The sequence below is a fragment of the Nonomuraea sp. NPDC059007 genome (assembly GCF_042740555.1).
In the GTDB taxonomy this organism is placed as follows: domain Bacteria; phylum Actinomycetota; class Actinomycetes; order Streptosporangiales; family Streptosporangiaceae; genus Nonomuraea.
In genome coordinates, this window is record NZ_JBHYJD010000010.1 from 252522 (window position 1) to 276761 (window position 24240).

Annotated in this window: 21 protein-coding genes; 13 read left to right on the forward strand and 8 right to left on the reverse strand. The window is 71.6% G+C overall.

The genetic code is table 11. The features are described from left to right. Positions 1 to 226: 226 nt before the first annotated feature. Positions 227 to 1135: a LysR family transcriptional regulator gene (locus ACFWY5_RS19350; RefSeq protein WP_379613366.1), complete on the reverse strand. Its 909-nt coding sequence runs from the start codon at positions 1133 to 1135 to the stop codon at positions 227 to 229. A gap of 70 nt (positions 1136 to 1205) precedes the next feature. Here ACFWY5_RS19350 and ACFWY5_RS19355 point away from each other — a divergent pair, with 70 nt between their 5' ends. The 4 genes from ACFWY5_RS19355 (at position 1206) to ACFWY5_RS19370 (ending at position 6582) form a co-directional block, all read left to right on the forward strand. After that, on the forward strand, positions 1206 to 2261 hold the full coding sequence (locus tag ACFWY5_RS19355; protein WP_379633375.1) for a YeiH family protein: 1056 nt from the start codon (positions 1206 to 1208) through the stop codon (positions 2259 to 2261). A 118-nt stretch (positions 2262 to 2379) separates the two neighbouring features. Further along, the gene (locus tag ACFWY5_RS19360) at positions 2380 to 3303 is read left to right on the forward strand and encodes a pseudouridine-5'-phosphate glycosidase (protein WP_379613370.1); all 924 of its coding nucleotides are present in this window, start codon (positions 2380 to 2382) and stop codon (positions 3301 to 3303) included. Next, positions 3303 to 4241: a carbohydrate kinase family protein gene (locus ACFWY5_RS19365; protein WP_379633377.1), complete on the forward strand. Its 939-nt coding sequence runs from the start codon at positions 3303 to 3305 to the stop codon at positions 4239 to 4241. Before ACFWY5_RS19360 ends, ACFWY5_RS19365 begins: the two co-directional genes overlap by 1 nt. Positions 4242 to 4305: 64 nt before the next feature. Beyond that, a complete protein-coding gene (locus ACFWY5_RS19370) occupies positions 4306 to 6582 on the forward strand; it encodes a hypothetical protein (protein ID WP_379633379.1) in 2277 nt (758 codons plus the stop codon). Here ACFWY5_RS19370 and ACFWY5_RS19375 read toward each other — a convergent pair. The 6 genes from ACFWY5_RS19375 to ACFWY5_RS19400 form a co-directional block, all read right to left on the reverse strand. After that, positions 6571 to 9438, reverse strand: coding sequence for an AAA family ATPase (locus tag ACFWY5_RS19375; RefSeq protein ID WP_379613376.1), 2868 nt, complete (start codon positions 9436 to 9438; stop codon positions 6571 to 6573). The two genes, ACFWY5_RS19370 and ACFWY5_RS19375, sit on opposite strands and share 12 nt — an antisense overlap. A 35-nt stretch (positions 9439 to 9473) precedes the next feature. After that, the gene (locus ACFWY5_RS19380; RefSeq protein WP_379613378.1) at positions 9474 to 9908 is read right to left on the reverse strand and encodes a GNAT family N-acetyltransferase; all 435 of its coding nucleotides are present in this window, start codon (positions 9906 to 9908) and stop codon (positions 9474 to 9476) included. Between the two features lie 115 nt (positions 9909 to 10023). Next, entirely contained in the window at positions 10024 to 11172 is a 1149-nt protein-coding gene (locus ACFWY5_RS19385) for an acyl-CoA dehydrogenase family protein (protein ID WP_379633381.1), read from the reverse strand. A gap of 2 nt (positions 11173 to 11174) precedes the next feature. Beyond that, positions 11175 to 12125: a hydroxymethylglutaryl-CoA lyase gene (locus ACFWY5_RS19390; RefSeq protein ID WP_379633383.1), complete on the reverse strand. Its 951-nt coding sequence runs from the start codon at positions 12123 to 12125 to the stop codon at positions 11175 to 11177. After that, the gene (locus ACFWY5_RS19395) at positions 12125 to 14119 is read right to left on the reverse strand and encodes an acetyl/propionyl/methylcrotonyl-CoA carboxylase subunit alpha (RefSeq protein WP_379633385.1); all 1995 of its coding nucleotides are present in this window, start codon (positions 14117 to 14119) and stop codon (positions 12125 to 12127) included. The genes ACFWY5_RS19390 and ACFWY5_RS19395 overlap by 1 nt, the downstream gene beginning before the upstream one ends. Before the next feature lie 2 nt (positions 14120 to 14121). After that, positions 14122 to 15690 (reverse strand): carboxyl transferase domain-containing protein, encoded by a 1569-nt coding sequence (locus ACFWY5_RS19400; RefSeq protein WP_379633387.1) that lies wholly within the window; start codon positions 15688 to 15690, stop codon positions 14122 to 14124. Positions 15691 to 15737: 47 nt separating this feature from the next. Between ACFWY5_RS19400 and ACFWY5_RS19405 the strand changes: the two genes are divergently transcribed. The 9 genes from ACFWY5_RS19405 to ACFWY5_RS19445 all read left to right on the forward strand — a co-directional run bounded on the left by ACFWY5_RS19405 (position 15738) and on the right by ACFWY5_RS19445 (position 22736). Further along, on the forward strand, positions 15738 to 16316 hold the full coding sequence (locus tag ACFWY5_RS19405) for a TetR/AcrR family transcriptional regulator (protein WP_379613389.1): 579 nt from the start codon (positions 15738 to 15740) through the stop codon (positions 16314 to 16316). A 367-nt stretch (positions 16317 to 16683) separates the two neighbouring features. Next, a complete protein-coding gene (locus tag ACFWY5_RS19410) occupies positions 16684 to 17223 on the forward strand; it encodes a PadR family transcriptional regulator (RefSeq protein ID WP_379633389.1) in 540 nt (179 codons plus the stop codon). Beyond that, positions 17224 to 18198, forward strand: coding sequence for an ATP-binding cassette domain-containing protein (locus tag ACFWY5_RS19415; protein WP_379633391.1), 975 nt, complete (start codon positions 17224 to 17226; stop codon positions 18196 to 18198). It begins immediately after the preceding gene. After that, positions 18195 to 19049 (forward strand): ABC transporter permease, encoded by an 855-nt coding sequence (locus tag ACFWY5_RS19420; RefSeq protein WP_379613395.1) that lies wholly within the window; start codon positions 18195 to 18197, stop codon positions 19047 to 19049. Before ACFWY5_RS19415 ends, ACFWY5_RS19420 begins: the two co-directional genes overlap by 4 nt. Before the next feature lie 101 nt (positions 19050 to 19150). Then, entirely contained in the window at positions 19151 to 19552 is a 402-nt protein-coding gene (locus ACFWY5_RS19425) for a hypothetical protein (protein WP_379633393.1), read from the forward strand. A 124-nt stretch (positions 19553 to 19676) separates the two neighbouring features. Continuing rightward, the gene (locus ACFWY5_RS19430; RefSeq protein ID WP_379633395.1) at positions 19677 to 20363 is read left to right on the forward strand and encodes an ABC transporter ATP-binding protein; all 687 of its coding nucleotides are present in this window, start codon (positions 19677 to 19679) and stop codon (positions 20361 to 20363) included. Beyond that, entirely contained in the window at positions 20360 to 21058 is a 699-nt protein-coding gene (locus ACFWY5_RS19435; RefSeq protein ID WP_379613401.1) for an ABC transporter permease, read from the forward strand. The genes ACFWY5_RS19430 and ACFWY5_RS19435 overlap by 4 nt, the downstream gene beginning before the upstream one ends. Beyond that, positions 21055 to 22134 (forward strand): sensor histidine kinase, encoded by a 1080-nt coding sequence (locus ACFWY5_RS19440; RefSeq protein WP_379613404.1) that lies wholly within the window; start codon positions 21055 to 21057, stop codon positions 22132 to 22134. The genes ACFWY5_RS19435 and ACFWY5_RS19440 overlap by 4 nt, the downstream gene beginning before the upstream one ends. Next, entirely contained in the window at positions 22110 to 22736 is a 627-nt protein-coding gene (locus tag ACFWY5_RS19445) for a response regulator (RefSeq protein WP_379613406.1), read from the forward strand. Before ACFWY5_RS19440 ends, ACFWY5_RS19445 begins: the two co-directional genes overlap by 25 nt. A 69-nt stretch (positions 22737 to 22805) precedes the next feature. Here ACFWY5_RS19445 and ACFWY5_RS19450 read toward each other — a convergent pair whose 3' ends face one another. Beyond that, on the reverse strand, positions 22806 to 24158 hold the full coding sequence (locus ACFWY5_RS19450; protein ID WP_379613408.1) for a hypothetical protein: 1353 nt from the start codon (positions 24156 to 24158) through the stop codon (positions 22806 to 22808). Positions 24159 to 24240: the final 82 nt, after the last annotated feature.

The window sequence follows — 24240 nt, forward strand, 5'->3', positions numbered from 1 at the left end:
TCACCCGGTCATCCGGCCAGCCAGGCGATAATCACCTTACTCGTTTATCAATTCGCCATTTAGCGGGATTTATAGACCAATTGGCCGGCTGACGGGGGCCGTGACGGTGGGGCATTTGTCCGACGTGAGAAGCGACCCCCACGATCGGCGCCCGCGCGCGTCGGCGGGTGGCGTGGGGGCGGCTTGCCGTAAGGGATGGGAGGGGTTGAGCGCCCTAAGGGATGGGTCACGGCCGGCTGGCGATGGAGAGGAGCGTGGCGGCGGGGGAGGGAAGCGTGCGGCCGCGGCGCCAGACCGCGCGCAGGCTGCGGACCAGGTTGAGGCCGGCCAGCGGCACCTCGACCAGCCGGCCGGTCGCGAGGTCGGCCTCGACGGCGTAGCCGCTCAGCACCGCGGGCGCCGCGCCCGCCGACGCCGCGCCCTTCACCGCCGAGTTCGAGCCGAGCTCCAGCCGGGGGCTGGCCTGGTGGAGGTCGCGGAAGGCCAGGTCGAGCGTCTCGCGCGTGCCCGAGCCAGGCTCGCGCACCACCAGCGGCGTCGCGGCCAGTTCCGCCCCCCGCAGCACGGTACGGCGGCGCGCCCACGGGTGCCCCGGCGCCACCACGACCACCAGCCGGTCGGTCCCGACCACGCGCGAGTCCAGCCCGTCGGGCACGTTCGGCCCCTCCACGAAGCCCAGCTCGACCGACCTCGGCGTCCCGTCCGCGCCGGCCAGGACCAGCGCGGCCACCTCGGCGGAGTTCACCACGTCGAGCCCCACCTGCACGTCCGGCTCGCGGTTCTGGAACTCGCCCAGCCACCGCGGCACCAGATACTCCGCCACCGTCATCGACGAGGCCACCCGCAGGTGCGCCGCCTCGCTGAGCCGCACGGCCGCCGCCGCGCGCATGAGCTCCTGCGCCGCCGACAGCACCTGCGAGGCCCAGCCGGCGACCATCTTCCCCTCCGCGGTCAGCGCCGACCCACGCGGCGTACGCTCCAGCAGCGGCAGCCCGAGCCGGCGTTCGAGCTGGGCGATGCGCTTGCTGGCCGACGGCTGGGCGATGCCCGCGGCGCGCGCGGCACGGCCCAGGCTGCCGAGCTCGCCCACGTCGACGAGGAGCTTCAGCGAGTCGAGATCCGGCAGCGCGCTCATAGCCTAAGGCTATGACCTGCCAGGCAATGCATGTCTACTGGGAGGTTCCGGACGGCCGGAGACTCGGATCATGGTCTCCCTCACCGTCACGCGCGCCTGGCCCCGCCTGCATCTGCCCGGCATCGCCCTGGCCGCGGCGGCGGTCGCGATGGCGCTGGTCGTGAGCCGGTTCCTGCCCGCGCTCAGCCCGGCGATCATCGCCGTGACGGCGGGGGCGGCCTTCCACAACCTCGGCTGGCTGCACGAGCGGCTGCGGCCCGGACTGCAGTTCGTCGCGAAGCGCGTGCTGCGGGTGGCGATCGTCCTGCTCGGCCTGCAGATCGCGCTGCCCCAGGTGCTCACGCTGGGCGCCCCGACACTGCTGATCGTGGCGGCGGCGACCGGCCTCACGTTCGTGCTCACGCCGCTGCTCGGACGGTGGCTGCGGGTCGCGCCCGGCACGGCCCTGCTCATCGCCGCGGGCGTGAGCATCTGCGGCGCCTCGGCCATCGCCGCCATGCATGAGAGCGCCGACTCCGACGACGACGACGTGGCCTCCGCCCTGGGTGTCATCACCGTGTACGGCACCGCCGCCATCGTGGCCGTCCCGCTGCTGGCCGGCTGGCTGGGACTGACGGGGCGCCAGCTCGGGGTGTGGGCCGGGGCGGCGGTGCACGAGGTGGCCCAGGTGGCCGCGATCGGCGCGGCCTCCGGCGCGGCGGTGCTGGGGGTGGCGATCACGGCCAAGCTGGCCCGCGTGGTCCTGCTCGCGCCCATGGTCGCGGCCACCACCCTGCGCGCCCAGGCCGGAGCCGCCTGCCGTACCCCTGCCGGGGCCTCCCTGCGCACCGAGACCGAGGCCGCTCTGCGGGCGAGGACCGGCGCCCGGCGGCCGCCGATCATGCCGTTGTTCGTGGCCGGGTTCCTGGCGATGGTGGTGGTGCGCAGCCTCGGCGTCCTGCCCGAGGCGCTGACCTCGGCGGTGCCGCCGGTGACGAGCGTGCTGCTGGCCGCCGCGCTCTTCGGCCTCGGCACCAACATCGACCTGCGGAAACTGGCCAAGGGCGGGCGGGCCGTACTGCTGGGCGGGATCTCCACCGCGCTGATCACCGGCATCTCGCTGGCAGGGGTGGCGCTCCTGGTGTGATCTCGGGTGGACGCGTCAGGGATCGCCCCGTAACGTGCTCACTTTGGAACAACATCAGGAAATAGACCGTTCCAAAGAGTGCCACGTCAAAGGTCCCACAAGGAGCACGTACCCGATCATGCGCACCACCGCCGACCCCATCCTCCAGCCCTCCGACGAGGTGTCCGCGGCCCTGGCCGGCGGTTCGCCCGTGGTCGCGCTGGAGTCCACGATCATCTCGCACGGCCTGCCCCAGCCCCGCAACCTGGAGGTGGCCAGAGAGCTCGAGGCGGTCGTCAGGGACGCGGGCGCGGTGCCGGCCACGATCGCGGTACTGGACGGCATTGCCAGGATCGGCCTGAACGAGGTCGAGCTGGAGCGCATCGCCACCGAATCCGGGCTGCGCAAGCTCGGCCAGCGTGACCTTCCGGTGGCCGCCGCGCTCAAGGCCAGCGGCGCCACCACCGTCTCGGCCACCTCGTTCCTGGCCGCGCGCGCGGGTATCCGGATCTTCGCCACGGGCGGGCTGGGCGGCGTCCACCGCGGCTGGACCGTGGAGCAGGACGAGTCGGCCGACCTCGACACTCTGGCCCGCACCCGGATCACGATCGTGTGCGCGGGCGTGAAGTCCATCCTCGACGTGCCCTCGACGCTGCAGCGGCTGGAGACGCGCGGCGTCACCGTCGCGGGCTACCGCACCGACACCTTCCCCGGCTTCTACCTCCACACCTCCGGCGAGCCGATCGACTGGCGCATCGACGCCCCCGAGCAGGCCGCCGCCATCATGCGCGGCCAGGACGCCTTCGGCGGCCCCGAGACCGCGCTGATCGTGGCCAACCCGGTGCCCGAGGACCGGCAGCTCGACCCGGCCCTGCACGACCGCGTGCTGGGCGAGGCGCTGGCCGCCGCCGAGCGCCAGGGCGTCACCGGCCAGGCGATCACCCCGTTCCTGCTCGACTACCTCGTGCGCGGCACCGGCGGCGCCTCCCTGGAGGCCAACCTCGCCGCCGTCCGCGGCAACGTCGCCCTCGCCTCTCGCATCGCCCTCGCCTGGGCCCAGTAATGGACGGCGGGACTGCCGGGGGCCTGCTCGTCATCGGCGACGTCGTCACCGACGTGGTGGCCGTGCACGGCACGCCGGTCGCCACCGGCACCGACACCGAGGCCGACATCGTGCTGCGCCCCGGCGGCTCGGGGGCCAACACCGCTTCCTGGGCCGCCCATCTGGGCGCGCCGACGGCCCTGCTGTCCCGCGTCGGCTACGACAGCAGCGAGTGGCACACGAACGAGCTGGTCAAGGCGGGTGTGCGCCCACTGCTCTCCGTCGACTCCGACCATCCGACCGCCGTGGTCATCGCGATGGTCGACCGTACGGGTGAGCGGTCCATGCTCACCAACCGCGGCGCCGGCGGCCGGATCTCCCCCGCCGACTGGTCGCCGTCGATGCTGGACGGCATCCGCCATCTCCATCTGTCCGGGTACACCTTTTTCGCGGATCAGGGGCTCCAACTTGCCCGAAATGTGATGGCGGAGGCGGCCGGCCGCGGCGTCTCGATCAGCATCGACCCCGCCTCCACCGGACCGCTGCGCGCCTTCGGCGTCGAACGGTTCCTGCGCGAGAGCGTCCCCGCCGGCCTCGTCATCCCCAACCGCGACGAGGCGCTGCTCCTCTCGGGCGCCGCCGCGCCGGAACGCGCCGCCGAACTGCTCAGCCGGAGGTACGGCACCGCGGTCGTGAAACTCGGCCCCGGCGGCGCGATCGCGGCCGTGGACGGGCGGATCGTGGCCACGGCCGAGGCGCTGCCGAGCGAGGCGGTGGACTCGACGGGAGCCGGTGACGCGTTCGCCGCCGGGTATCTCACGGCACGACTTTCCGGGGCCGGAGAAGGGGCCGCGTTGCGGGCAGGATGCCGTGCGGGTGCCGATTGTGTGGCCCTAGTGGGGGGCCGTCCACGGTACGGTTTGCAGTTGAACCATCTTTACCCTATTCACACCGATTGATAGCTTTCCGCGTAGGCTGCACCACCAGCCACATGCATCACTCTGGGGAGGATACGGTCCGCCGATGGACGTCGAGTCATCGATCTGCCTGAGCGACCTGGTCCCTGCCCTGCGCTGGAGCCGTCCTCAGCAGGTAGCGGAGATCTTGGCCGATCCTCGGCTGCCGGCAGGGTGGTGGAGCTCGCTGGCGTTGTCCCGGGCACTCGGCGCGACGGGCCTCGACTGGGTGTGCGAGCGGCTCGCCCGCCTCGCCTCGGCTCGATGGGACCATCTGTCCCTCGCCGACGTACTGCCCGCGCTGACCGTCCACCACGTGGACCCGACGCTGCCCGGCTGGCCGGAACCGACCCGCTCGGCGATCAACGGCCTGGGCGGGTGGCACCGGCTGCGCCGCCTGTGTCCGGGCGACCTGGCCACGCCCGGTACGCCGGGGGAAGCGGTGATCGGCTCGGTCTTCCGCGAGATCCTCGCCCAGATCCCGATCCAGACCGGCCCCCTCCCTGCCCATACCGGCCCCCTGCCCGTCCAGCCCGCCCCCGGTGCCATGTCCCGGCCGGGCGCTCCCCAGCCGGGCACCGCACCGTCCCACCCCGGAGCCACGCCCCACCCCGGAGCCGCGTCCCAGCCAGGCGCCACGCCCCACCCGGCCACCACGTCCCACCCGGGCGCCGCGCCTGCGCAACCAGGCGCCACGCCCTCCCAGCCGAGCAGCGCGCCCTCGCAGCCGGGCGCCCTGCCCGCCCGCTCAGGAGCCCCGGCGCAGCCGGGCGCCGCGCCCGCCCACCCGGGAGTTCCTTCACAACCGGGTGCCACGCCCACTCACTCGGGCGCCATGCCCGCACAGCCGGGCGCCGCGCAGCCAGGCACCTCACAGCCCGGTGGCGGTCAACCTGGTGGCGCGCCTTCCCACCCGGGTTCCGTACCCGGCGCTCCTTCTCGTGCCGGTGCGCCCGCGCAGGCCGCGTCACCCGCCGCGCCCGCGCCCGCCGACGGCCCGACCCGCCCGGTCGGTAGCACGCAGCCCTCCTCCGGAGCTCCATCGGTGCCAGGAGCGCCGGGAGGCACCGTGCCCGGCCGGGCACCAGCCGTCGGCCCCGGCCAGAACGCCGCACTCCCTGGCCAGAGCGGCGCCGGCCAAGGCGTCACGCCCCCCGGGCAAGCGGCTCCCGGTCAGGGCGGTCCCGGTCAGGCTGGTGCGCCACCGGCCGGTGCTCCGGGTTCCGCCGGCGCGCTGCCCCAGCGCCCGCCCGGCGCCCCGCTCCCGAGCCCCACCCCGGAACCGTCGGACACCGACCACGCCATGGTCCGCGTGGTGGACGGGCTGTTCCGCGGCATGGACCGCCTCGAACTGGCCGTGGCCACCCACCGCCTGTTCGCCGAGGACCCGGTCAGCCTGCGCACGCTGGCCCACAAGATGCTCGTCGAGCGCGACGTCCTGTCCCCGGCGCAGCGCATGGCCGAGGAACGTGTCCTGCACTGGCTGCGCTCGTCGGAGTCCGCGCCGGTGACCGGCCACATGTTCCGCCTCACCGAGTGGCTCGGCGCCGCCGCCACGCAGGAGCAGCTGATCGGCGCCGACCCGGCCCACCCGGTGATCGTCCCCTCGCTGCGCAGCCCGCTGTGGCGCGTGCTGGTCACGCTCATGCCCGACCGCCGCCTGCAGGACGGCTGGCTCGTCGTCGGCGACCTGCACGGCCTGCAGAACCGCACCCGCCAGCTCCTGGCCACGGCCCCGAACGACGCCGACCGCCACGAACTGCTCGAACAGCTCGGCATCCGCCGCCACTCCGCGCAGGCCTGGCTGGACGCCCTGCCGCCGGAGTCACCCCGCGCCCCGGCCGCCCCGGCCGCGGAACCGGCGCCACAGCAACCACTGCCCCGCCGTACCCCCGGAGCGAACGGGCACCATCACCGGGGCGGCACGCCGATCCCGGCCGCGCCCGCCGGGAACATCGACCCGTCGGCCGCGCTCGCGACGCTGTCGGCGCTGTCGGGCGGCCGCTCGCCGATGCTGGCCGGCACGCCCTCGACGCCGCCGCCCCCGCCGCCGAGCCCGACCTCGGATCCGCGCCGCTGGCAGCGCATCGAGGTCACGCCCGAGCACCTGCGCGGCGGCCCGGTGCCGGTGCCGGAGGGGTACGCGGCCCAGCTGGGCATGCGGCCCGGCACGCTGCTGTCGGTCACCGGACCGGGCGACAACGCGATCGTGCTGGTCTGGCAGGGGCACCAGCCGGTGTTCGACTCGCTGCAGCCGGTGCTCATGCGCCTCAACGCGCGCCCCGGCGACCAGGTCTACGTGACCGTCGACGGCTACCGGCTGGAGGCCCAGCTAACCGGCTGAGCCGTCGAACAGTCCCGTGCGGTGCGCGGTGGCGGCCGCCTCCCCGCGGGAGGAGACGCCCAGCTTGCCCAGGATGTTCGAGACGTGCACGCTGACGGTCTTGACCGAGATGAACAGCTCGCCGCCGATCTCCCGGTTGCTCTTGCCGTCGGTGAGCAGCCGCAGTACCTCCAGCTCGCGCGCGGTCAGCCCGAACTGCGGCCCCTGCGGCTCCGGCTCGTCGGCGACCGCGATGCGCGCCCGCCGCGCGAACGAGTCGAGCTCCGCCAGCAGCGTCCGCGCGCCCAACCGCTCGGCCCGCTCACGCGCCCTGGTCAGCCGCTCGGCCGCGTCCTTGCGCGCGCCCGCCGCGTGCGCGGCCCTGGCCGCCCCCGCCAGGGCCCTGGCCTCCTGGTACGGCTGCCGCAACCCGGCCCAGGCCTCGGCGGCCGCGTCCCAGGCGACCAGATCGTCGGCCGCCCCCGCGATCGCGTTGAACGTCAGCCGCTCCGCCTCCTGCAGCACGCCCTCGGCCGTCATCCACCGCGCCTGCGCCTTGGCCTCCTCCAGCACCGCGCCGCCCAGGAGCGCGCACGGGATGAGCACCGGCCAGGCGTAGCGGGGGCTGGCGGCCAGATCCTGCTCCCGCAGCACCCGCATGGCAGCCTCCGCCGCCTCCTCCATCCGCCCCCGCGCGGTGTGCAGGTCGATCTCGCGGGCGGCGACGGGCAGCATGTGCTGGTCGCGGTAGATGGTGCGCTTGATCACGCTCTGCTGGGCAGCGAACATCGCCTCGGCCTTGTCGAGGTCGCCGCGCCACAAGGCGATGTCGCCGACGAACCCCTGCAGGCTCGCCCGGTACGGCGCGGGCGGCGCCAGATCCAGCGCGTGCTCGATCACTTCCAGCGCCTCGTCCCAGCGGCCCAGCGAGACCAGCGGCTCGGCCAGGTTGATCGCCAGGAACGTGCCCGAGGTGCGGGCCAGGCCGTACTCCTCGGCGTCGGCGATGCCGCGGCGGGCCACCTTGACCGCCTCCTCGTGCCAGCCGGCGCCCTCCAGCCGGTCGGACTCGGAGATCGCGGTGCGCATCAGCGCGTTGTAGGCCTTGTCGCCCATGGCGATCTCGCGGGCCTCGGCGAACTTCACCAGCCCCGCCTCCACATCGCCGAACCTGAACCGGCCCCACGCCAGGGTCGTCAGCCCGTGTGCCTCGGTGGCGCCGTCGCCGACGGCACGGGCGATGCGTACCGCCTCCTCGGCGTAGGCGATCTTCTCCGGCCACATCTCGCGGGTGTTGCACATGCGCGCCAGCGACTCGGCGATCTGGGCGCGCAGCTTGGTGGGCGGCTCGGCGGGGACCAGCTTCGCCGCCGCCTGCAGATCCTCCAGGTTGCCCTTGCGGCCCAGGTCGTAGCGGAGCAGCCCGCGCAACCTGAGCAGCAGCGCGGTGCGCACCGGGTCGGTGACCGGGTCGACCTCCTCCAGCGCGGCGCTGGCCAGCGAGATGCCGCGGTCGAACTCCCCGGCGTTGAAGGCCACCGCGGCGGCGGCGCGCAGCACCTGCACGCGGTCGGCGCCGATGCGCTCGGCGGCGTCGGGGACCTTCGACCACAGTTCGAGCACGCGCGACAGCATCCGCAACTGCTCGTCGTAGGCGGCCGACTTGCGCGCGGCGGCCGCCGCCTTCCAGGCGCTGACCAGCCCCCACAGCGCGTCGTGCGCCGCGTGCCAGTGGTGGGCCAGCTCGATGGCGCCGCGCGGGGCGGGCAGGATCGCCAGGTCGCGTTCGAGCGCCTCGGCGAAGCGGGTGTGCAGCCGGGAGTGCTCGCCGGGCAGCAGGTCGTCGTGGAGCGCCTCGCGGATCAGCGCGTGGCGGAAGGCGTAGCCCTCGCCGTCCACCACCAGCACGTTGCCGGCGACGGCGGGCCGCAGGGAGCGCGAGAGCTCGCCGTCGTCGAGCCCGGTCACCGCGAGCAGCAGGTCGTGCTCGATGCGCTGGCCGCCGGCGCTGGCCACCCGCATGAGCTCCTGTGTCTCCTCCGGCAGCCGTTCAACGCTGGCCAGCAGAAGGTCGCGCAGCGACTCCGGCAGGCTGTCACCGCCGCCGCCCTCGCTCAGCAGCGCCTCCACGAACAATGGGTTGCCCTCGCTGCGGGCGTAGATCTCGTCGATGGCGACCGGAGACGGCTCGTGTTCGAGGATGCTCGCGGCCTGGGCGACGACCTGCTTGCGGGTGAGGCGGCCGAGTTCGATCCTGGTCACCCAGTCGACGCGGCCCAGCTCGGCCAGCAGGGGGCGTAGCGGATGGGTGCGGTGCAGTTCGTCGGTGCGGTAGGTCACGACGATGAGCAACGGCACGTCGGTGCGCTGGTAGCGCACGAGGAAGGAGAGCAGGTCGCGGGTGGAGCGGTCGGCCCAGTGGGCGTCCTCGATCACCATGAGCACCGGCCGCTGCTCCGCCAGGTGCTCCAGCAGGCCGAGCACCAGCTCGAACAGCCGGGCGCGCGCCTCGGCGCCGTCGCCGTCGGGCTCGCCGAAGTCGGGCAGCAGGCGGGCCAGGCCGCGCGTGTTGCCACCGGGCACCAGCGCGGACATGCCGTCGTGCCCGATGTCGCGCAGCAGCCGCCGCAGGACCGCGGTGAACGGCGCGAACGGCAGGCCGTCCGTGCCCAGTTCCAGGCAGTGCCCGACGAGCTGGCGGGCGTCACCGATGCGCTCGGCGAACTCCTTGATCAGGCGGGTCTTGCCGACGCCCGCCTCGCCGCCGACCAGCACGGTCGAGGCCGACCCGGACCGGGCGCGGGCCAGCGCACGACCGAGCGCGCCGAGTTCACTCGCGCGCCCGACGAACCGGGGGCTCACCGTATGGATGCTCACGCCCCATAGGATGCCACCTGACTAGGACAGAACGGTCACCTAAGAACCTTGCGGAAGAACGTCGCCGACTCCTCGTAGCCCAGAGCGGAGTAGAACTCGGGCGCCCGGCGGGTCGCCATGGCCACGTACCCCGCCTCGCGCTCGCGCGCCCAGCGCTCGAAATCCTCCAGCAGCGAGCGCCCGATGCCCTGGCGGCGCGAGCCGGTCTGCACCATGGCCTCCTCGACCCAGGCCACGGGCCCGTTCGCGAAGAGCGTCAAATGGACGAAGCCGAGCAGGTATCCGGTGACCCGCCCGCCGGCCACCGCCGCCAGCAGCAGCGCGTCCTCGTTGCGCAACAACTGCGGCAGGGCCACGTCGAACGCCTCGCGCTCCGGGCGGAACGTCATTCCGAACTCGCGGGCCAGCGCGAAGATCTCGTCCGCGTCGCCCTTCTCGGCCCGCCTGATTACAAGATCGTCAGATGTCACCCTGCGCACCCTACTTCACCGATGCCGATTTATTGCTCTGCAACCGGACAATCACGAATTGTGGTCAAGGCAGGGAGAATAGCGAACGCAGGGTGCTCTACACCACCACCCAGCGTCATAGATCGGAGAGGCCGAGCTGGCGGGCGATCAGCATGCGCTGGACCTCGCTGGTGCCCTCGCCGATCTCCAGGATCTTGGCGTCGCGGTAGAAGCGGCCGACCGGGAACTCGTTCATGAAGCCGTAGCCGCCGAAGATCTGGGTGGCCTCGCGGGAGTTGTCCATGGCGGCGTTGGAGGAGACGAGCTTGGCGATCGCCGCCTCCTTCTTGAACGGCCGGCCGGCCAGCATCCTCTCCGCCGCGTGGTAGTAGGCCAGGCGCGAGGTGTGGGTCCGCGCCTCCATGTCGGCGATCTTGAACTGGATCGCCTGGTAGTGGCCGATCGGGTGGCCGAAGGCCTGGCGTTCGCGGACGTAGCGCAGGCACTCGTCCACGCAGCCCTGGGCCAGGCCGACGCTGAGGGCGGCGATGGCGATGCGGCCCTCGTCGAGGGTCTGCAGGAACTGCGCGTAGCCACGGCCCCGCTCGCCCAGCAGGTTCTCCGCCGGGACCCGGCAGTCGGTGAAGGACAGCTCACGGGTGTCGGAGGCGTTCCAGCCGACCTTGGAGTACTTCTTCGAGACGGTGAAGCCGGGGGTGCCCGCCGGGACCAGGATCGTGGAGATCTCTTTCCTGCCGTCGCGCTCCCCGGTGATGGCGGCCACGCCGACGACGCCGGTGATGTCGGTGCCCGAGTTCGTGATGAACGCCTTGGTCCCGTTGATCACCCACTCGCCGCCGTCCAGGACGGCGGTGGTCCGCATGCCGCCCGGCACGTCGGAGCCGCCGCCGGGCTCGGTCAGGCCGAACGCGCCCAGCATCTCCCCGCCGGCCAGCTTGGGCAGCCAGGTGGCCTTCTGCTCGGCCGTACCGAAGCGATAGATCGGCATCGCGCCCAGCGAGACCGCGGCCTCCAGCGTGATCGACACGCTGGAGTCCACCCGCGCCAGCTCCTCCAGGGCCAGGCACAGCGCGAAGTAGTCGCCGCCCATGCCGCCGTGCTCCTCCGGCAGCGGCAGCCCGAACAGGCCCATCGCGCCCATCTGCCGGACGATGTCGTAGGGGAACTCCTCGCGCTCGTAGTAGTCGCCGATCACCGGCGCCACGACCTCGCGGGCGAACGCCCCGACGGTTTTGCGCAGCTCGGAATACTCGTCATTGAGCATGGCTAGTCCTTTGGGGATAGGGCCGTCTGGGATAGGGCCGTCTGGGATAGGGCCGTCTGGGATAGGGCTTGGACGACGCGGGACGGGCTCGGCCGGCCCAGCCGCTCGGCGAGCCAGACGCTTGTGGCGACCAGTTCGTCCAGGTTGAGCCCGGTCTCGATGCCGAGACCGTCGAGCATCCAGACCAGGTCCTCCGTGGCGAGGTTGCCGGTGGCCGAGCCGGCGAACGGGCAGCCGCCGATGCCGCCGGTCGAGGCGTCGACCACGGTGACGCCGGCCTTCAGCGCGGCCATCGTGTTGGCCAGGGCCTGGCCGTAGGTGTCGTGGAAGTGGACGGCCAGCCGTTCCGGCGAGCCGAACGCCTCGACCAGCGCGGTGGCGTGGCCGGGAGTGCCGACGCCGATGGTGTCGCCCAGCGACAGCTCGAAGCAGCCGAGGTCGAGCAGCCGCGTGCCGACGCCCACGACCTGCTCGATCGGGGTCGGGCCCTCCCACGGGTCGCCGAAGACCATCGAGACGTACGCCCGCACCCTGAGCCCGTGCTCCAGCGCCCCGGCGATCACCGGCTCGAACATCTCGAACTGCGACTCCAGGCCGCGGTTGAGGTTGCGATTGGCGAAGGTCTCGGTGGCGCTGGCGAAGACGGCGATCTCCTCGACACCGCTCTCCAGCGCCCGGTCGAGCCCCTTGAGGTTCGGCACCAGCACCGGATAGCGGATGCCGGGCCGGCGTTCGAGCATGGCCAGCAGCTCGCCGGAGTCGGCCAGCTGGGGCACCCATTTCGGGTGGACGAAGCTGGTCGTCTCGATCACCGTGTGCCCGGCGGCGGCGAGGCGGCCGATGAACTCGGCCTTCACCTCGACGGGGACGACCGCCTTCTCGTTCTGCAGGCCGTCGCGGGGGCCGACCTCGTAGACCGTGACCCGCTCCGGCAGGCCGTCCAGCTTGTGCATCACGCCTCCACCACGGCGAGGACCGCGTCCATGTCCACGGACTGGCCCGCCCGCACCGGGAGCTCGCGCACCACGCCGTCCACGGGCGCGGTGACGGTGTGCTCCATCTTCATCGCCTCCACGACGACCAGCGGCTGATCCTTGGTGACCTGGTCGCCGACGGCCGCCTTGACCAGCAGGACCGTGCCCGGCATCGGGCTGCGCACGACGCCGTCGCCGCCGCCCGCCGCGCCCGGCCGGTCGCCGGGGTCGCCGATGCAGTGCCTGGTCAGCGCCCACGCGCCGCCGTCGCGCCCGATCCACACGGTCTCGCCGTCGCGCGCGAACGTGTAGGAGGTGACCCGCCCGCCGAGCGTCAGCACGGCCCTCTCCCCAGCGACCCGCACCTTCGCCGGTACGGCTCCCGCACCCACGACCGACCCAGGCACGGCTTCCTTGTGCACGGCTTCGCGTTCAGCCGGTGGCTCCTCGGCGGCGCCGGGCAGCCGGATCTCCGCGGCGGTGGCGGGCAGGCCGCGTACGGCCACCTCGTGCACGCCCTCGCGGGACTCCAGCCGCAGCGTCGTCCAGGCCCGCTCGCCCACCCGCCAGCCGTCGGCCACGTCCCAAGGGTCGCGCCCGGCCGGAGCGCCGTGGAAGATCAGCGCCGCCGCGGCCAGCACGTCCGCCGGGGTCGCGGCGGACAGGTCCAGGCCGGGCAGGACGCGTTCCACCAGCCCGGTGTCCAGCTCGCCCGCCACCACCTCCGGCCGCGTCACCAGCGCCCGCAGGAACGGGATGTTGGTCGTCACGCCCAGCACCGTCGTGCGCCCGAGCGCCCGGTCGAGCGCCCTGAGCGCCTCCTCGCGCGTGGGCGCCCAGGCGACGACCTTGGACAGCATCGGGTCGAAGTCGCTGCCGACCACCGTGCCCGCCGCCAGCGAGGAGTCGACGCGTACGCCGGAGGGCTCCGCCAGCGCGAGTACCCGGCCGCCGGTGGGCAGGAAGCCCCTGGCCGGGTCCTCGGCGTACACGCGGGCCTCGACGGCGTGGCCGCGCAGCCGTACCTCATCCTGCGTGAACGTCAGCGGCTCGCCCGCGGCCACCCGCAGCTGCAACTCCACGAGGTCGACGTCCGTGACCAGCTCGGTGACGGGGTGTTCGACCTGGAGGCGGGTGTTCATCTCCATGAAGTGGTAGTCGCCGGTGGTGCCGTCGACGATGAACTCGACCGTGCCGGCGCCGGTGTAGCCGACCGAGCGGGCCGCCTCGGCCGCCGCCGCGCCCATGGCGGCGCGCGTCTGCGGGGTGACGAAGGGCGAGGGCGCCTCTTCGATGATCTTCTGGTGCCTGCGCTGGAGGCTGCACTCGCGCTCGCCCAGGTGCACGACGGCGCCGTGGGTGTCGGCGAGGACCTGGATCTCGATGTGCCTCGGGTTCTCGATGAAACGCTCGATGAGCAGGGTGCCGTCGCCGAAGGCGTTCACGGCGGTGCGGCGCGCCGACTCCAGCGCCTCGGGCAGTTCCGCGGCCGCGCGGACGAGCACCATGCCCTTGCCGCCGCCGCCGGCCGATGGCTTGATCAGCGCGGGGAAGGCGTTCCAGTCGCGCAGGTCGTCGGCGGGCTCGGCGCCGCCGGGCACCACGGGCACTCCGGCCGCGGCGACGGTGGCCTTGGCGCGGATCTTGTCGCCCATGGCCTCGATGGCCTCGGCGGGCGGGCCGATGAAGACCAGCCCCTCCTTGGCGCAGAGCCGGGCGAACTGCGCGTTCTCCGCGAGAAACCCATAGCCCGGGTGTACGGCTTGCGCGCCGATGTCTCGGGCGGCGGCCACGATGGCCCCCATGTCCAGATATTTCGGGACCTGGAGGGCGTGGTCCGCCTCGCGGACGTGCAGGGCGCCGGCGTCGGCCTCGGTGTAGACGGCGACGCTCGTGACGCCCATCGTGCGCAGGGTCCGGATGATCCGGACGGCGATCTCGCCGCGGTTGGCGATCAGAACGGTGGAGAACATCGTCACATCCTGAAGACGCCGTAGCCGATGGGTTCCAGCGGCGCGTTGGCCGCCGCCGAGAGTGCCAGCCCGAGCACGGTGCGGGTGTCGGCCGGGTCGATCACGCCGTCGTCCCAGAGCCTGGCGGTGGAGTAGTAGGGGTTGCCCTGGTCCTCGTACTGGGCGCGGATGGCGTCGGCGTCGGCGTTGCCCACGGTCGTGAGCACGTTGGCCGCCTGCTCGCCGCCCATGACCGAGATGCGGGCGTTCGGCCACATCCACAGGAACCGCGGCGAGTACGCCCGCCCCGCCATCGCGTAGTTCCCGGCGCCGAACGAGCCGCCGATGATCACCGTCAGCTTCGGCATCCGCGCGCACGAGACCGCGGTGACCATCTTGGCCCCGTGCTTGGCGATGCCGCCCGCCTCGTAGGCCTTGCCGACCATGAACCCGCTGATGTTCTGCAGGAACACCAGCGGCACCTGGCGCCGGTCGCACAGCTCGATGAAGTGGGCTCCCTTGAGCGCCGACTCGGCGAACAGGATGCCGTTGTTGGCGATGATCCCGACCGGGTGGCCGTGGATGTGGGCGAAACCGGTGACCAGCGTGTGCCCGTACTCGGCCTTGAACTCCTGGAAACGCGAGCCGTCCACGACCCGCCCGATGACCTCGCGCACGTCGTACGGCTGCCGCGTGTCCGCCGGCACGATGCCGTAGAGGTCGCGCGGGTCGAGCAGCGGCTCCTCCGGCTCGGCGCTGCCCCAGGGGCGGGGCGGCCGGGGGGCCAGGGTGGCGACGATGTCCCTGACGATGGCCAGCGCGTGGGCGTCGTCCTCGGCCAGGTGGTCGGTGACGCCGCTGGTCCGGGCGTGCAGGTCGCCGCCACCCAGTTCCTCCGCGGTGACCTCCTCGCCGGTGGCCGCCTTGACCAGCGGCGGGCCGCCCAGGAAGATCGTGCCCTGGTTGCGGACAATGACCGCCTCGTCGCTCATGGCCGGGACGTAGGCGCCGCCGGCCGTACAGGATCCGAGGACGGCGGCGATCTGCGGGATGCCGCGCGCGGACATCGTGGCCTGGTTGTAGAAGATGCGGCCGAAGTGTTCGCGGTCGGGGAAGACCTCGTCCTGTTTGGGGAGGAAGGCTCCGCCGGAGTCGACGAGGTAGACGCAGGGGAGGTTGTTGTGGAGCGCCACCTCCTGGGCGCGCAGGTGCTTCTTGACCGTCATCGGGTAGTACGTGCCGCCCTTGACCGTCGCGTCGTTGGCGACGATCACGCATTCGCGGCCCGAGACCCGGCCGATGCCGGTGATGATGCCCGCTGCGGGGGCCTGATCGTCGTAGAGCCCGTTGGCCGCCAGCGGCGACAGCTCCAGGAAGCGCGAACCCGGGTCGAGCAGCCCGTCCACGCGGTCGCGCGGCAGCAGTTTGCCGCGCTCCACATGGCGTTGCCGCGAGCGCTCGGGTCCGCCGAGCGCCGCGCGGGCGAGCCTGTCGCGCAACTCGGCGGCGAGCCGCTCGTTGAGGTCGGCGTTGGCCTTGAAAGCCTCGCCCCCGAGGTCGGCGACCGTTTTCAGCACCGGCCATTGAGTCATGCTGGAAAGGTTAGTCATCATTAACGTCTATGTCTAGAATGTGAGACATGAGCACTCCTACCCGCAGCCGAGGGGCCAGACGCGCCGAGATCCTCGACGCCGCCGCCCGGCTCTTCGCCGAACGCGGCTTCCACGGGGTCTCGATCGAGGAGCTCGGGGCCGCGGTGGGAGTGTCGGGCCCCGCCCTCTACAAGCACTTCAGCGGCAAGGAGGCGTTGCTGGCCGAGATGCTGCTGGGCATCAGCTCCCGGCTGCACAGCGGGGCCGGCGACCTGGTCACCGCCGCCGGGACGCCCGAGGAGGCGCTGTCCGCGCTGCTGCGCGGGCACATCGCCTTTTCGCTGCGGGAGCCGTACCTGATCACGGTGCACGACCGGGAGCTGGGCAACGTGCCCGAGCCGCAGCGGCGGCAGATCCGCCGCCTGCAGCGGCTGTACGTGGAGGAATGGGTCACCGTCCTGACCGAACTGCGGCCCGGCCGCCCCGCCGCCCGGCTGCGCGCGGCCACGCACGCCGTCTTCGGCCTGCTCAACTCCACCCCGCACAGCGCCGGCGACCTCCCCGCCGACGACACCGCCATCCTGCTGTACGAGCTCGCCCACACCGCCCTGGTTAACATCCCCTAACCGGACACCACCGCTCCGCCCGGCACGTTTCCCGGGCGCGCGTGGTCGCGGGATGCCCGGAGATCGCGGCACACTTCGCCTCCCTCGCCCCGCCTGGCCGCGGCCACCATGCCCGCGTTCGCCGAGGTCGTCACTCCGTCGCCCCGCGCGCTTTGCCGCACCCCCTGCCCGCCATGCGCCTTGCCTCTGGTTTCGGCCTCTCGCCTGCGGCGCGATCCGCCCTGGGTTTCGGCTGCCATGCGGCGCCTCTCCGCGGCCTGTCCGTGGTCGCCGCGTTCCCCCTTGCCCTGAGTGACCGGTAGTCGGCAAATTGCTTGCGGCTGCCAATTATCTAGATATATCTTTGAAGCATCTAGATAGTAGGAGGGTGATCATCGTGCAGGAGTCCGATGACTGGCCCGAGGCGTTCGCTCCCTTGGGCACCCCGTTTCACACGACGGGCCCGCCGATCCCCGTGACGGCCCCGCGCGTACGGCGGGGCGACGTGCGGGCGGCGTTGCTGGTGCTGATCCACGAGGGGCCGCGCAACGGCTACCAGATGATCCAGGACATCGCCGAGCGCAGCCGCGGCGTCTGGCGGCCCAGTCCCGGCTCGGTCTATCCGGCGCTCCAGCAGCTTGAGGACGAAGGCCTGGTCAGCGGTGGCGAGTCCGGCGGGAGCCGTACCTTCCAGCTCACCGAGCAGGGGCGTGAGCAGGCGGAGCGGCTGGCGACGGGAAGCGCGCCGTGGGACGAGGTCGCGCGCACGGTCCCCGAGGACCGGCACGAACTGCGGCTCCTGTGGGGGGCGCTGGGCGAGGCGTTCGTCCACCTGACCCACACGGCCAACGACCGGCAGGTCGCCGAGGCCAAGAAACTGCTCCGGCAGACGCGCAAGTCTGTGTTCCAAATCCTGGCGGAGGACTAGATGACATTAACTCCGGCGGTAGCCGTACAAGATCTGAAAAAGACCTATGGAAAGGTCGAAGCGGTCAAAGGCGTCAGCTTCGAGGTCCGGCCGGGAGAGGTGTTCGGCTTCCTCGGCCCGAACGGCGCCGGCAAGACCACGACCATCAGCATGCTCTGCACGCTGGTCAACCCCACCGGCGGCAGCGCCAGCGTCGCCGGTCACGACGTGGTCGGCGCCCGCGACGAGGTGCGGCGCAACATCGGGCTGGTGTTCCAGGACCCGACCCTCGACGGGTACCTGTCCGCGGAGCAGAATCTCCGCTTCCATGCCGAGCTGTACGGCGTGCCGCGCCACATCGTCGGCGACCGGATCCGCCAGGTCATGGAGATGGTGGCGCTCTGGGACCGCAAGGACGCCAAGGTCATGACGTTCTCCGGCGGAATGAAGCGGCGCCTGGAGATCGCCCGCGGCCTGCTCCACTCGCCCAGGGTGCTGTTCCTGGACGAGCCCACGGTCGGCCTCGACCCGCAGACCAGGGCGGCCATCTGGGGGTACATCAACAAGCTGCGCCTGAGTGAGGACATCACGATCTTCATGACGACGCACTACATGGAAGAAGCCGAGTACTGCGACCGCATCGCCATCATCGACCACGGCGAGATCGTCGTCGTCGACTCCCCCGAGGCGCTCAAGGCCAGCGTCGGCAAGGACCGCGTGCAGATCCACACCGGCGATGACGAACGTGCCATCACCGCGCTGCGCGAGCGGTTCGGGCTCGAGGCGACGGTGCACGAGGGGGCGGTGACGTTCGCGGTCGCCTCGGGCGAGGAGTTCGTGCCCCGGCTCTTCGCCGAACTCGGTCAGCCGATCAGGTCGGTGAGCGTGTCGCGGCCCTCGCTCGACGACGTCTTCATGTCCTACACCGGCTCCACCATCAGGGACGCCGAAGCCGACGACAAGAACGCCTGGATGAGAGCGATGGTGCGCCGATGACCACCGAAACCATCTCGGTCGTGGTGCCGGCCCGCAGCGCCGGGCACGACCTGCGCGCGGTCAAAGTGGTGCTCCACCGGGAGATGCTGCGCTTCCTCAGCGACCGTACGCGGATGTTGTCCATGCTGTTCCAGCCGGTGCTGTGGTTGTTCATCATGGGCACCGGGCTGGGGTCACTGGTGCAGGGCAGCATCCCCGGCGTCGACTATCGCACCTTCATGTATCCCGGGATGATCTCGATGACGGTCATCATGACCGGGATGTTCTCGGCCGGGTCGATCGTGTGGGACCGGGAGTTCGGCTTCCTGCGCGAGATGCTCGTCGCGCCGGTCTCCCGGGGCGCCATCGTGCTCGGGAAGTGCCTTGGCGGCGCCATCGTGGCCACCGCGCAGGGCGTCGTGATCCTCGCGATGGCGGGGCTGGTGGGCGTGCCGTACTCCGGGACGCTGATGGTGACGTTGCTGGCGGAGATGTTCCTGGCGGCGTTCACGATCACCGCGTTCGGGGTGATGCTGGCGGCGCGGATGAAGAACATGCAGACGTTCTTCGGGCTGATGCAGATGGCCATCATGCCGATGATGTTCCTGTCCGGGGCGATGTTCCCGCTGGCCAACCTGCCATCGTGGCTGCACGTCCTGACCGTGGTCAACCCGATGACGTACGCGGTGGACCCGATGCGGCAGGCCGTCTTCTCCCACCTTTCCGTGCCGCCGGAGGTGAACGCGATGCTGAACCCGGGCGTGCAGTGGTTCGGATGGCAGGTGCCGGTCCTCCTGGAGATCGGCGTCGTCGCCGGGCTGGGGGCGGCGTTGCTGGGGGTGGGGATCCTCCAGTTCCGGCGGGCCGACTGAGGCTCCATGCCGGATCGATATAGCACGCCGCGTTCTGTCGGTGACGGAGGGTATCTTTCCCGATGGCATCTTCGCCCCCCTCCCTTTCGAAGGAGACGCCTGTGCATGTCAGCGAGATCGACCTTCCGCTTCTGGAGCGGCGTGTCACTCTACTGGAAGGAGCTATATTCAGCGGCGTGCCTACGCTGAGCATCGCCGACCGGTTCGACGCGCTGCACACGCGCATCGACGAGACCGGCCGCAACATCATCGAGAAGATGGAAACGCGGTTCGACGCGGTCGACCTCAGGTTCGACGGCATCGACCAGAGGCTCGACGCCATGGACCTCCGGTTCGACGGCATCGACCAGCGGTTCGACACGCTGGAAGCAAGCATCAACGAGCGGTTCGAGAAGGTTGACCAACGGTTCGAGCAGATGGAAGACCGGATGACTCGGGTAGAGGGTCAGCTGGTCGATATCAAGGCCATGCTGATCAGTCTGGGTGCCAAGAACCCCAACTAGCCCGATTTCCTGATGCCCCGGGCTCGATGGTGGGCCCGGGGCGCCGGGGGGTCCTCCGGATGGGGGATGCCGGGTGGCGGGGTGGGGGATGCCGGGGGGCGCGACCGGACACGAGCATCGCCGTATGACAGCGATAACAGTGCGCGACCTGCGCAAGGCCTACGGCGGCACGGTGGCCGTGGACGGGGTGTCGTTCGAGGTCGCGCGGGGTGAGACGTTCGGCGTCATCGGGCGCAACGGGGCGGGGAAGACGACCACGGTCGAGTGCCTGGTCGGGCTGCGTAAGCAGGATGCGGGCAGCATCCGGGTCCTCGGGATCGATCCGGCGCGGCGGCGGGAGCTGGCCAGGAAGGTCGGGGTGCAACTGCAGGACAGCGCGCTGCCCGACCGGATCAAGGTGGGTGAGGCGCTCAGGCTGTTCGCCTCGTTCTACGCGCGGCCCGCCGACCCCAGGAAGATCATGGGTACCTGGGGACTGGACAAGCTCAGGAATCGTGCCTTCAGCGATCTTTCCGGAGGCCAGCGGCAACGGCTGCTGCTCGCGCTGGCCCTGGTGGGCGATCCCGAGCTGGTGGTGCTGGACGAGCTGACCACGGCCCTGGACCCGGTGGCCAGGCGCGAGACGTGGGATCTGGTCAGGGGCCTCAAGGCTGCGGGCACCACGATCGTGCTGGTCAGCCACTTCATGGACGAGGCGGAGGCGCTCTGCGACCGGGTGGCGGTCTTCCGCGACGGGCGGATCGCGGCGGTCGGGAGCCCGGCCGAGCTCATGGAACGGGCGGGCACGGCGTCGCTGGAGGGTGTGCTGTGAGGGCGTTCGTCCAGTTGTCGCTCAACGAGCTGAGGCTGCTGGCCCGCGATCCGGGCAGCCTGTTCTTCATGGTCGCCTTCCCGCTCATGCTGCTGGTGCTCAACAGCGGCAACAAGCGGCTGGAGATCTTCCTGCCCAGCTATATGGCGATGATCCTGGCGATCGGCGGCATCGCGGCGCTGCCGGGGATCGTGGCCACCTACCGGGAGCGCAAGGTGCTGCGGCGGCTGGCGGTCACGCCCATCTCGCCGGTCATGCTGCTGGGGGCGCAGGTCTCGGCCCAGGTGGTGATGGGGCTGGTCGGTTCGCTGGTGGTGATCGGGGCGGGCATGGTGGTCTTCGGGGTGGCTCCGCCGGCGCACCCGCTGCCGCTGGTGCTGGCGTTCGCGCTGAGCGCGCTGATGACCTGCGCGATCGGATTCGTGATCGCGGCGGTGGCGCCCCGGGCACGGACGGCAGATCTGCTCGGGCTCACGGTCATGTTCCCGATGATCTTCCTGGCCGGGGCGGCGATCCCGCGCGAGGGCCTGCCGGAGACCCTGCGGACGGTCGGGGACTACCTGCCGCTCACCCAGGCGGTGACGGCGATGCGGGAGGGCTGGTTCGGCACTCCGGCCGCGCCGCCGTTGCTGCTGCTCACGGGGATAATCATCGTATGTACGGCGATAGCCGCGTTCACGTTCAGGTGGGAATGAGCCGCTGGCTCCACGCTTTCCACCTTCTCTTCTACGCCTGCCTGACGTTCCCCACGGCCGTGGTCGCGCTCATGGGGACCGGTGGCGGCCGGCCGCTCACGCTGGGGCTGGCGGCGGCGATGGGGGTCTACTACTGGCTCTTCGTGGTCCGCAGGAGCGAGGACCTGGAACGCCTCAACCCCATGGCCTGGCACTTCCTGGTCCTGCTCTGCCTGCTCTTCCTCCTGCTGCGCCGCGAGCCGGTCTTCGAGCTGGTCCAGTTCGGCATGTGCCCGATGCCGTACGTGCTGCTGCCCGGCCGGTGGGGCTACGCCGGAGCGGTGACGCTGGTGCTGACCACGTTCGTGGCGAGCGGCCGGGTGACCGAGCTGGCGGTGAACCCGGGCGCGCTGGGCGGCCTGCTGGCCAACGCCGGGCTGGTCACGATCATGGGTCTGTTCGCGCACCACCTGGTCAAGGCCGGCGAGGTCGGGGTGCTGCGGGAGCGGGCCCGCCTGGCCAGGGAGATCCATGACACGCTGGCACAGGGGCTCAGCGGGATCATCACCCAGCTGGAGGCGGCGGAGCAGGCGATCGACGATCTGCCGGCCGTACGGCAGCGCATCGCCGTCGCCAAGCGGCTGGCCCGCGAGAACCTCGGCGAGGCGCGGCGCTCGGTGGACGCGCTGCGGCCCGAGCCGCTGAACCGGGCCACGATCGACTTCGCCCTCGGGGACGTGGCGGCGCGCTGGTCGTCGGCGAGCGGGGTGCCGGCCACGGTGGCGGTGGACGGGCCGCGCCGCCCGCTGGATCCGGAGGTGGAGGCGACGTTGCTGCGCGCCGCGCAGGAAGGGCTGGCCAACGCCGCCAAGCACGCGGGGGCGCGGCGGGTGGCCATCACGTTGTCGTACATGGAGGACGAAGTGACGCTGGACGTGCTGGACGACGGCGCCGGATTCGACGCGGACGCGGCGCCGGGCGGCGGTTACGGGCTGGCGGCGATGCGCGAGCGCGCGGCGGCGGTCGGCGGCACGGTGACGGTGGAATCGGCACCGGGAGAGGGGACGGCGCTGTGCGTGAGCATCCCGTCCGCCTGATGATCGTCGACGACCATCCGGTGGTGCGGGACGGCCTGCGCGGCATGTTCGACGGCCTGCCCGACATCACGGTGGTCGCCGCCGCGGCCGACGGCCGTGAGGCGCTCGCGCTGGCCAGGAGCACCGAGCCGGACGTCGTGCTCATGGACCTGCGGATGCCGAACCTGGACGGCGTCGGCGCGATCCGCCGCCTGCACGCGGCGCATCCCGCCACGAAGGTGATCGTGCTGACCACCTACGACACCGACGGCGACGTCAGCCGCGCGCTGGCCGAGGGCGTGGCGGGCTACCTGCTGAAGGACACGCCGCGCGAGGAACTGCACCGTGCGGTACGTACGGCCGCCGCGGGCGGCAGGGTGCTGTCCCCGGCGATCGCCGGGCATCTGATGGCCGGCAAGAGCCAGCAGCAGAAGGACCCGAGCCCGCGCGAGCTGGAGGTGCTGCGCCTGATCGCCAAGGGCGCGGGCAACAAAGAGGTCGCCAGGACGCTGCTGATCAGCGAGACGACGGTGAAGACGCATCTCAAGCACGTCTTCGCCAAGCTCGGCGTGGAGACCCGGGCGGCGGCGGTGGTCGCCGCGATCGAACGCGGCCTCCTGTAGAAACTCCAGAGGAAAGCGGAGGGCGCGGGCCCCCTGGATCGGAGGCCCGCGCCCGGGTGGTGCCGGCGGTTACCGCTTGACGCGCACGTAGTCGCTACGGCTGGTGTCGCCGTAGGCGTCGGAGTCGCCCGTGAAGACGAATCTCCAGGTGCCCGACTTCGAGGCCTTCACCTTGGTGTAGATGTTGCCACTGCTGTTGGACCAGGTGGCCTTGTAGTAGTACCACTTGCTGGAGCCCTTGGGCTTGAAGTACAGCCGGATCTTGGCTCGGTGGCCGTCCCAGCCGTCGTCGAGGATCTGCAGCTTGCCCTTGAACTTCAGGTACTTGCCGCGCTTGACGGGCTCGGGGTAGGCGTTGAACTTGATCAGCCTGCTGTCGGCCTTCTCCGGCGGCGGAGGCGGCGTGTGCCGCTCCACGCGGACCCAGTCGGCGTCGCTGGCCGAGCCCTGGATGCCGGAGGAGCCGCCGTACACGGCCCGCCACCAACCGGAGGTGTAGGCCCTGGCGTCGGCCCAGAAGCGGCCGTTGCGGCCGGTCACGTCGCTGGTCACGTGCTCCCAGCGCGAGGACCCGTGGGCCTTGAACTGGATGGCCACCCGCTGGCCGGGCAGGCCTTCCCAGCCCTCGACCTGCAGGTTGCCGCTGAGCGCGAGCCGGTCGCCCTTGTCCACGGGCTCGGGCGAGGCGTCGAAGCCGACGATCCGGCTGGACCGGTCGGCGGCCTTGACGTCCACGCGGTCGGTGTCGCTGACCGAGCCCCTGGCGGAGCCGGTCTTGTCGAACTCGGCCCGCCACCAGCCGGTGGACTCGGCCTTCACGCCGGTGGAGAACCAGCCGGAGCGGCTGGTGCCGGTCTTGGTGATGTGGCGGTAGGCGTCGGTCCCCTTCTCGCGGAAGGTGATCGTGACCTGCTGCCCGCCGTACCCCTTGCCCTCGGCGAGGAGACGGCCGGAGACCTTGATCGTCGAGCCCTTCGCCACCAGGTCGGGGCTGGCGTCGAAGTCGACGATCTTGGTGTCGAGTGCCTTCTTGACCTCGAACGAGCCGCGCGAGGAGCTCTCGCCGTCGCCGTGGGCGATGGCGAGGATGTTCCAGCGTCCGGCGCTCTTGGCGTCGAAGGACTTGGTGCCGGTCCACTTGGTCCACTCGCCGTGCGGCGCGGACTTGAGGTCGACCGGTGTGGGAACGCTGACGTCACCGGGCGCGCGGAGCTGGAGTTCAGCCTTGCCCGCGCCCTTCGTGGTGAAGCTGAACGTCGCCGTGACCGAGTCGTCGAACACGACGACCGGCGACGGACTGACGTCCACGTCGGAAATGCTGGGGGCCTTCGCCCCGGCCGATGCCGACGCCGGCGAGGCCAGAGCGATCGCTCCGGCTCCCATCGCGAGCGCGACGGCTACGGCGCGGATGCGTTGCGACATGCGGGTTTCCGTCCCTTCTGGAGTCCGCAAGTGGTCAACGCGGCATTGAGGGTGCCACGTGTTTCTCTCTAGTAGACGTTTA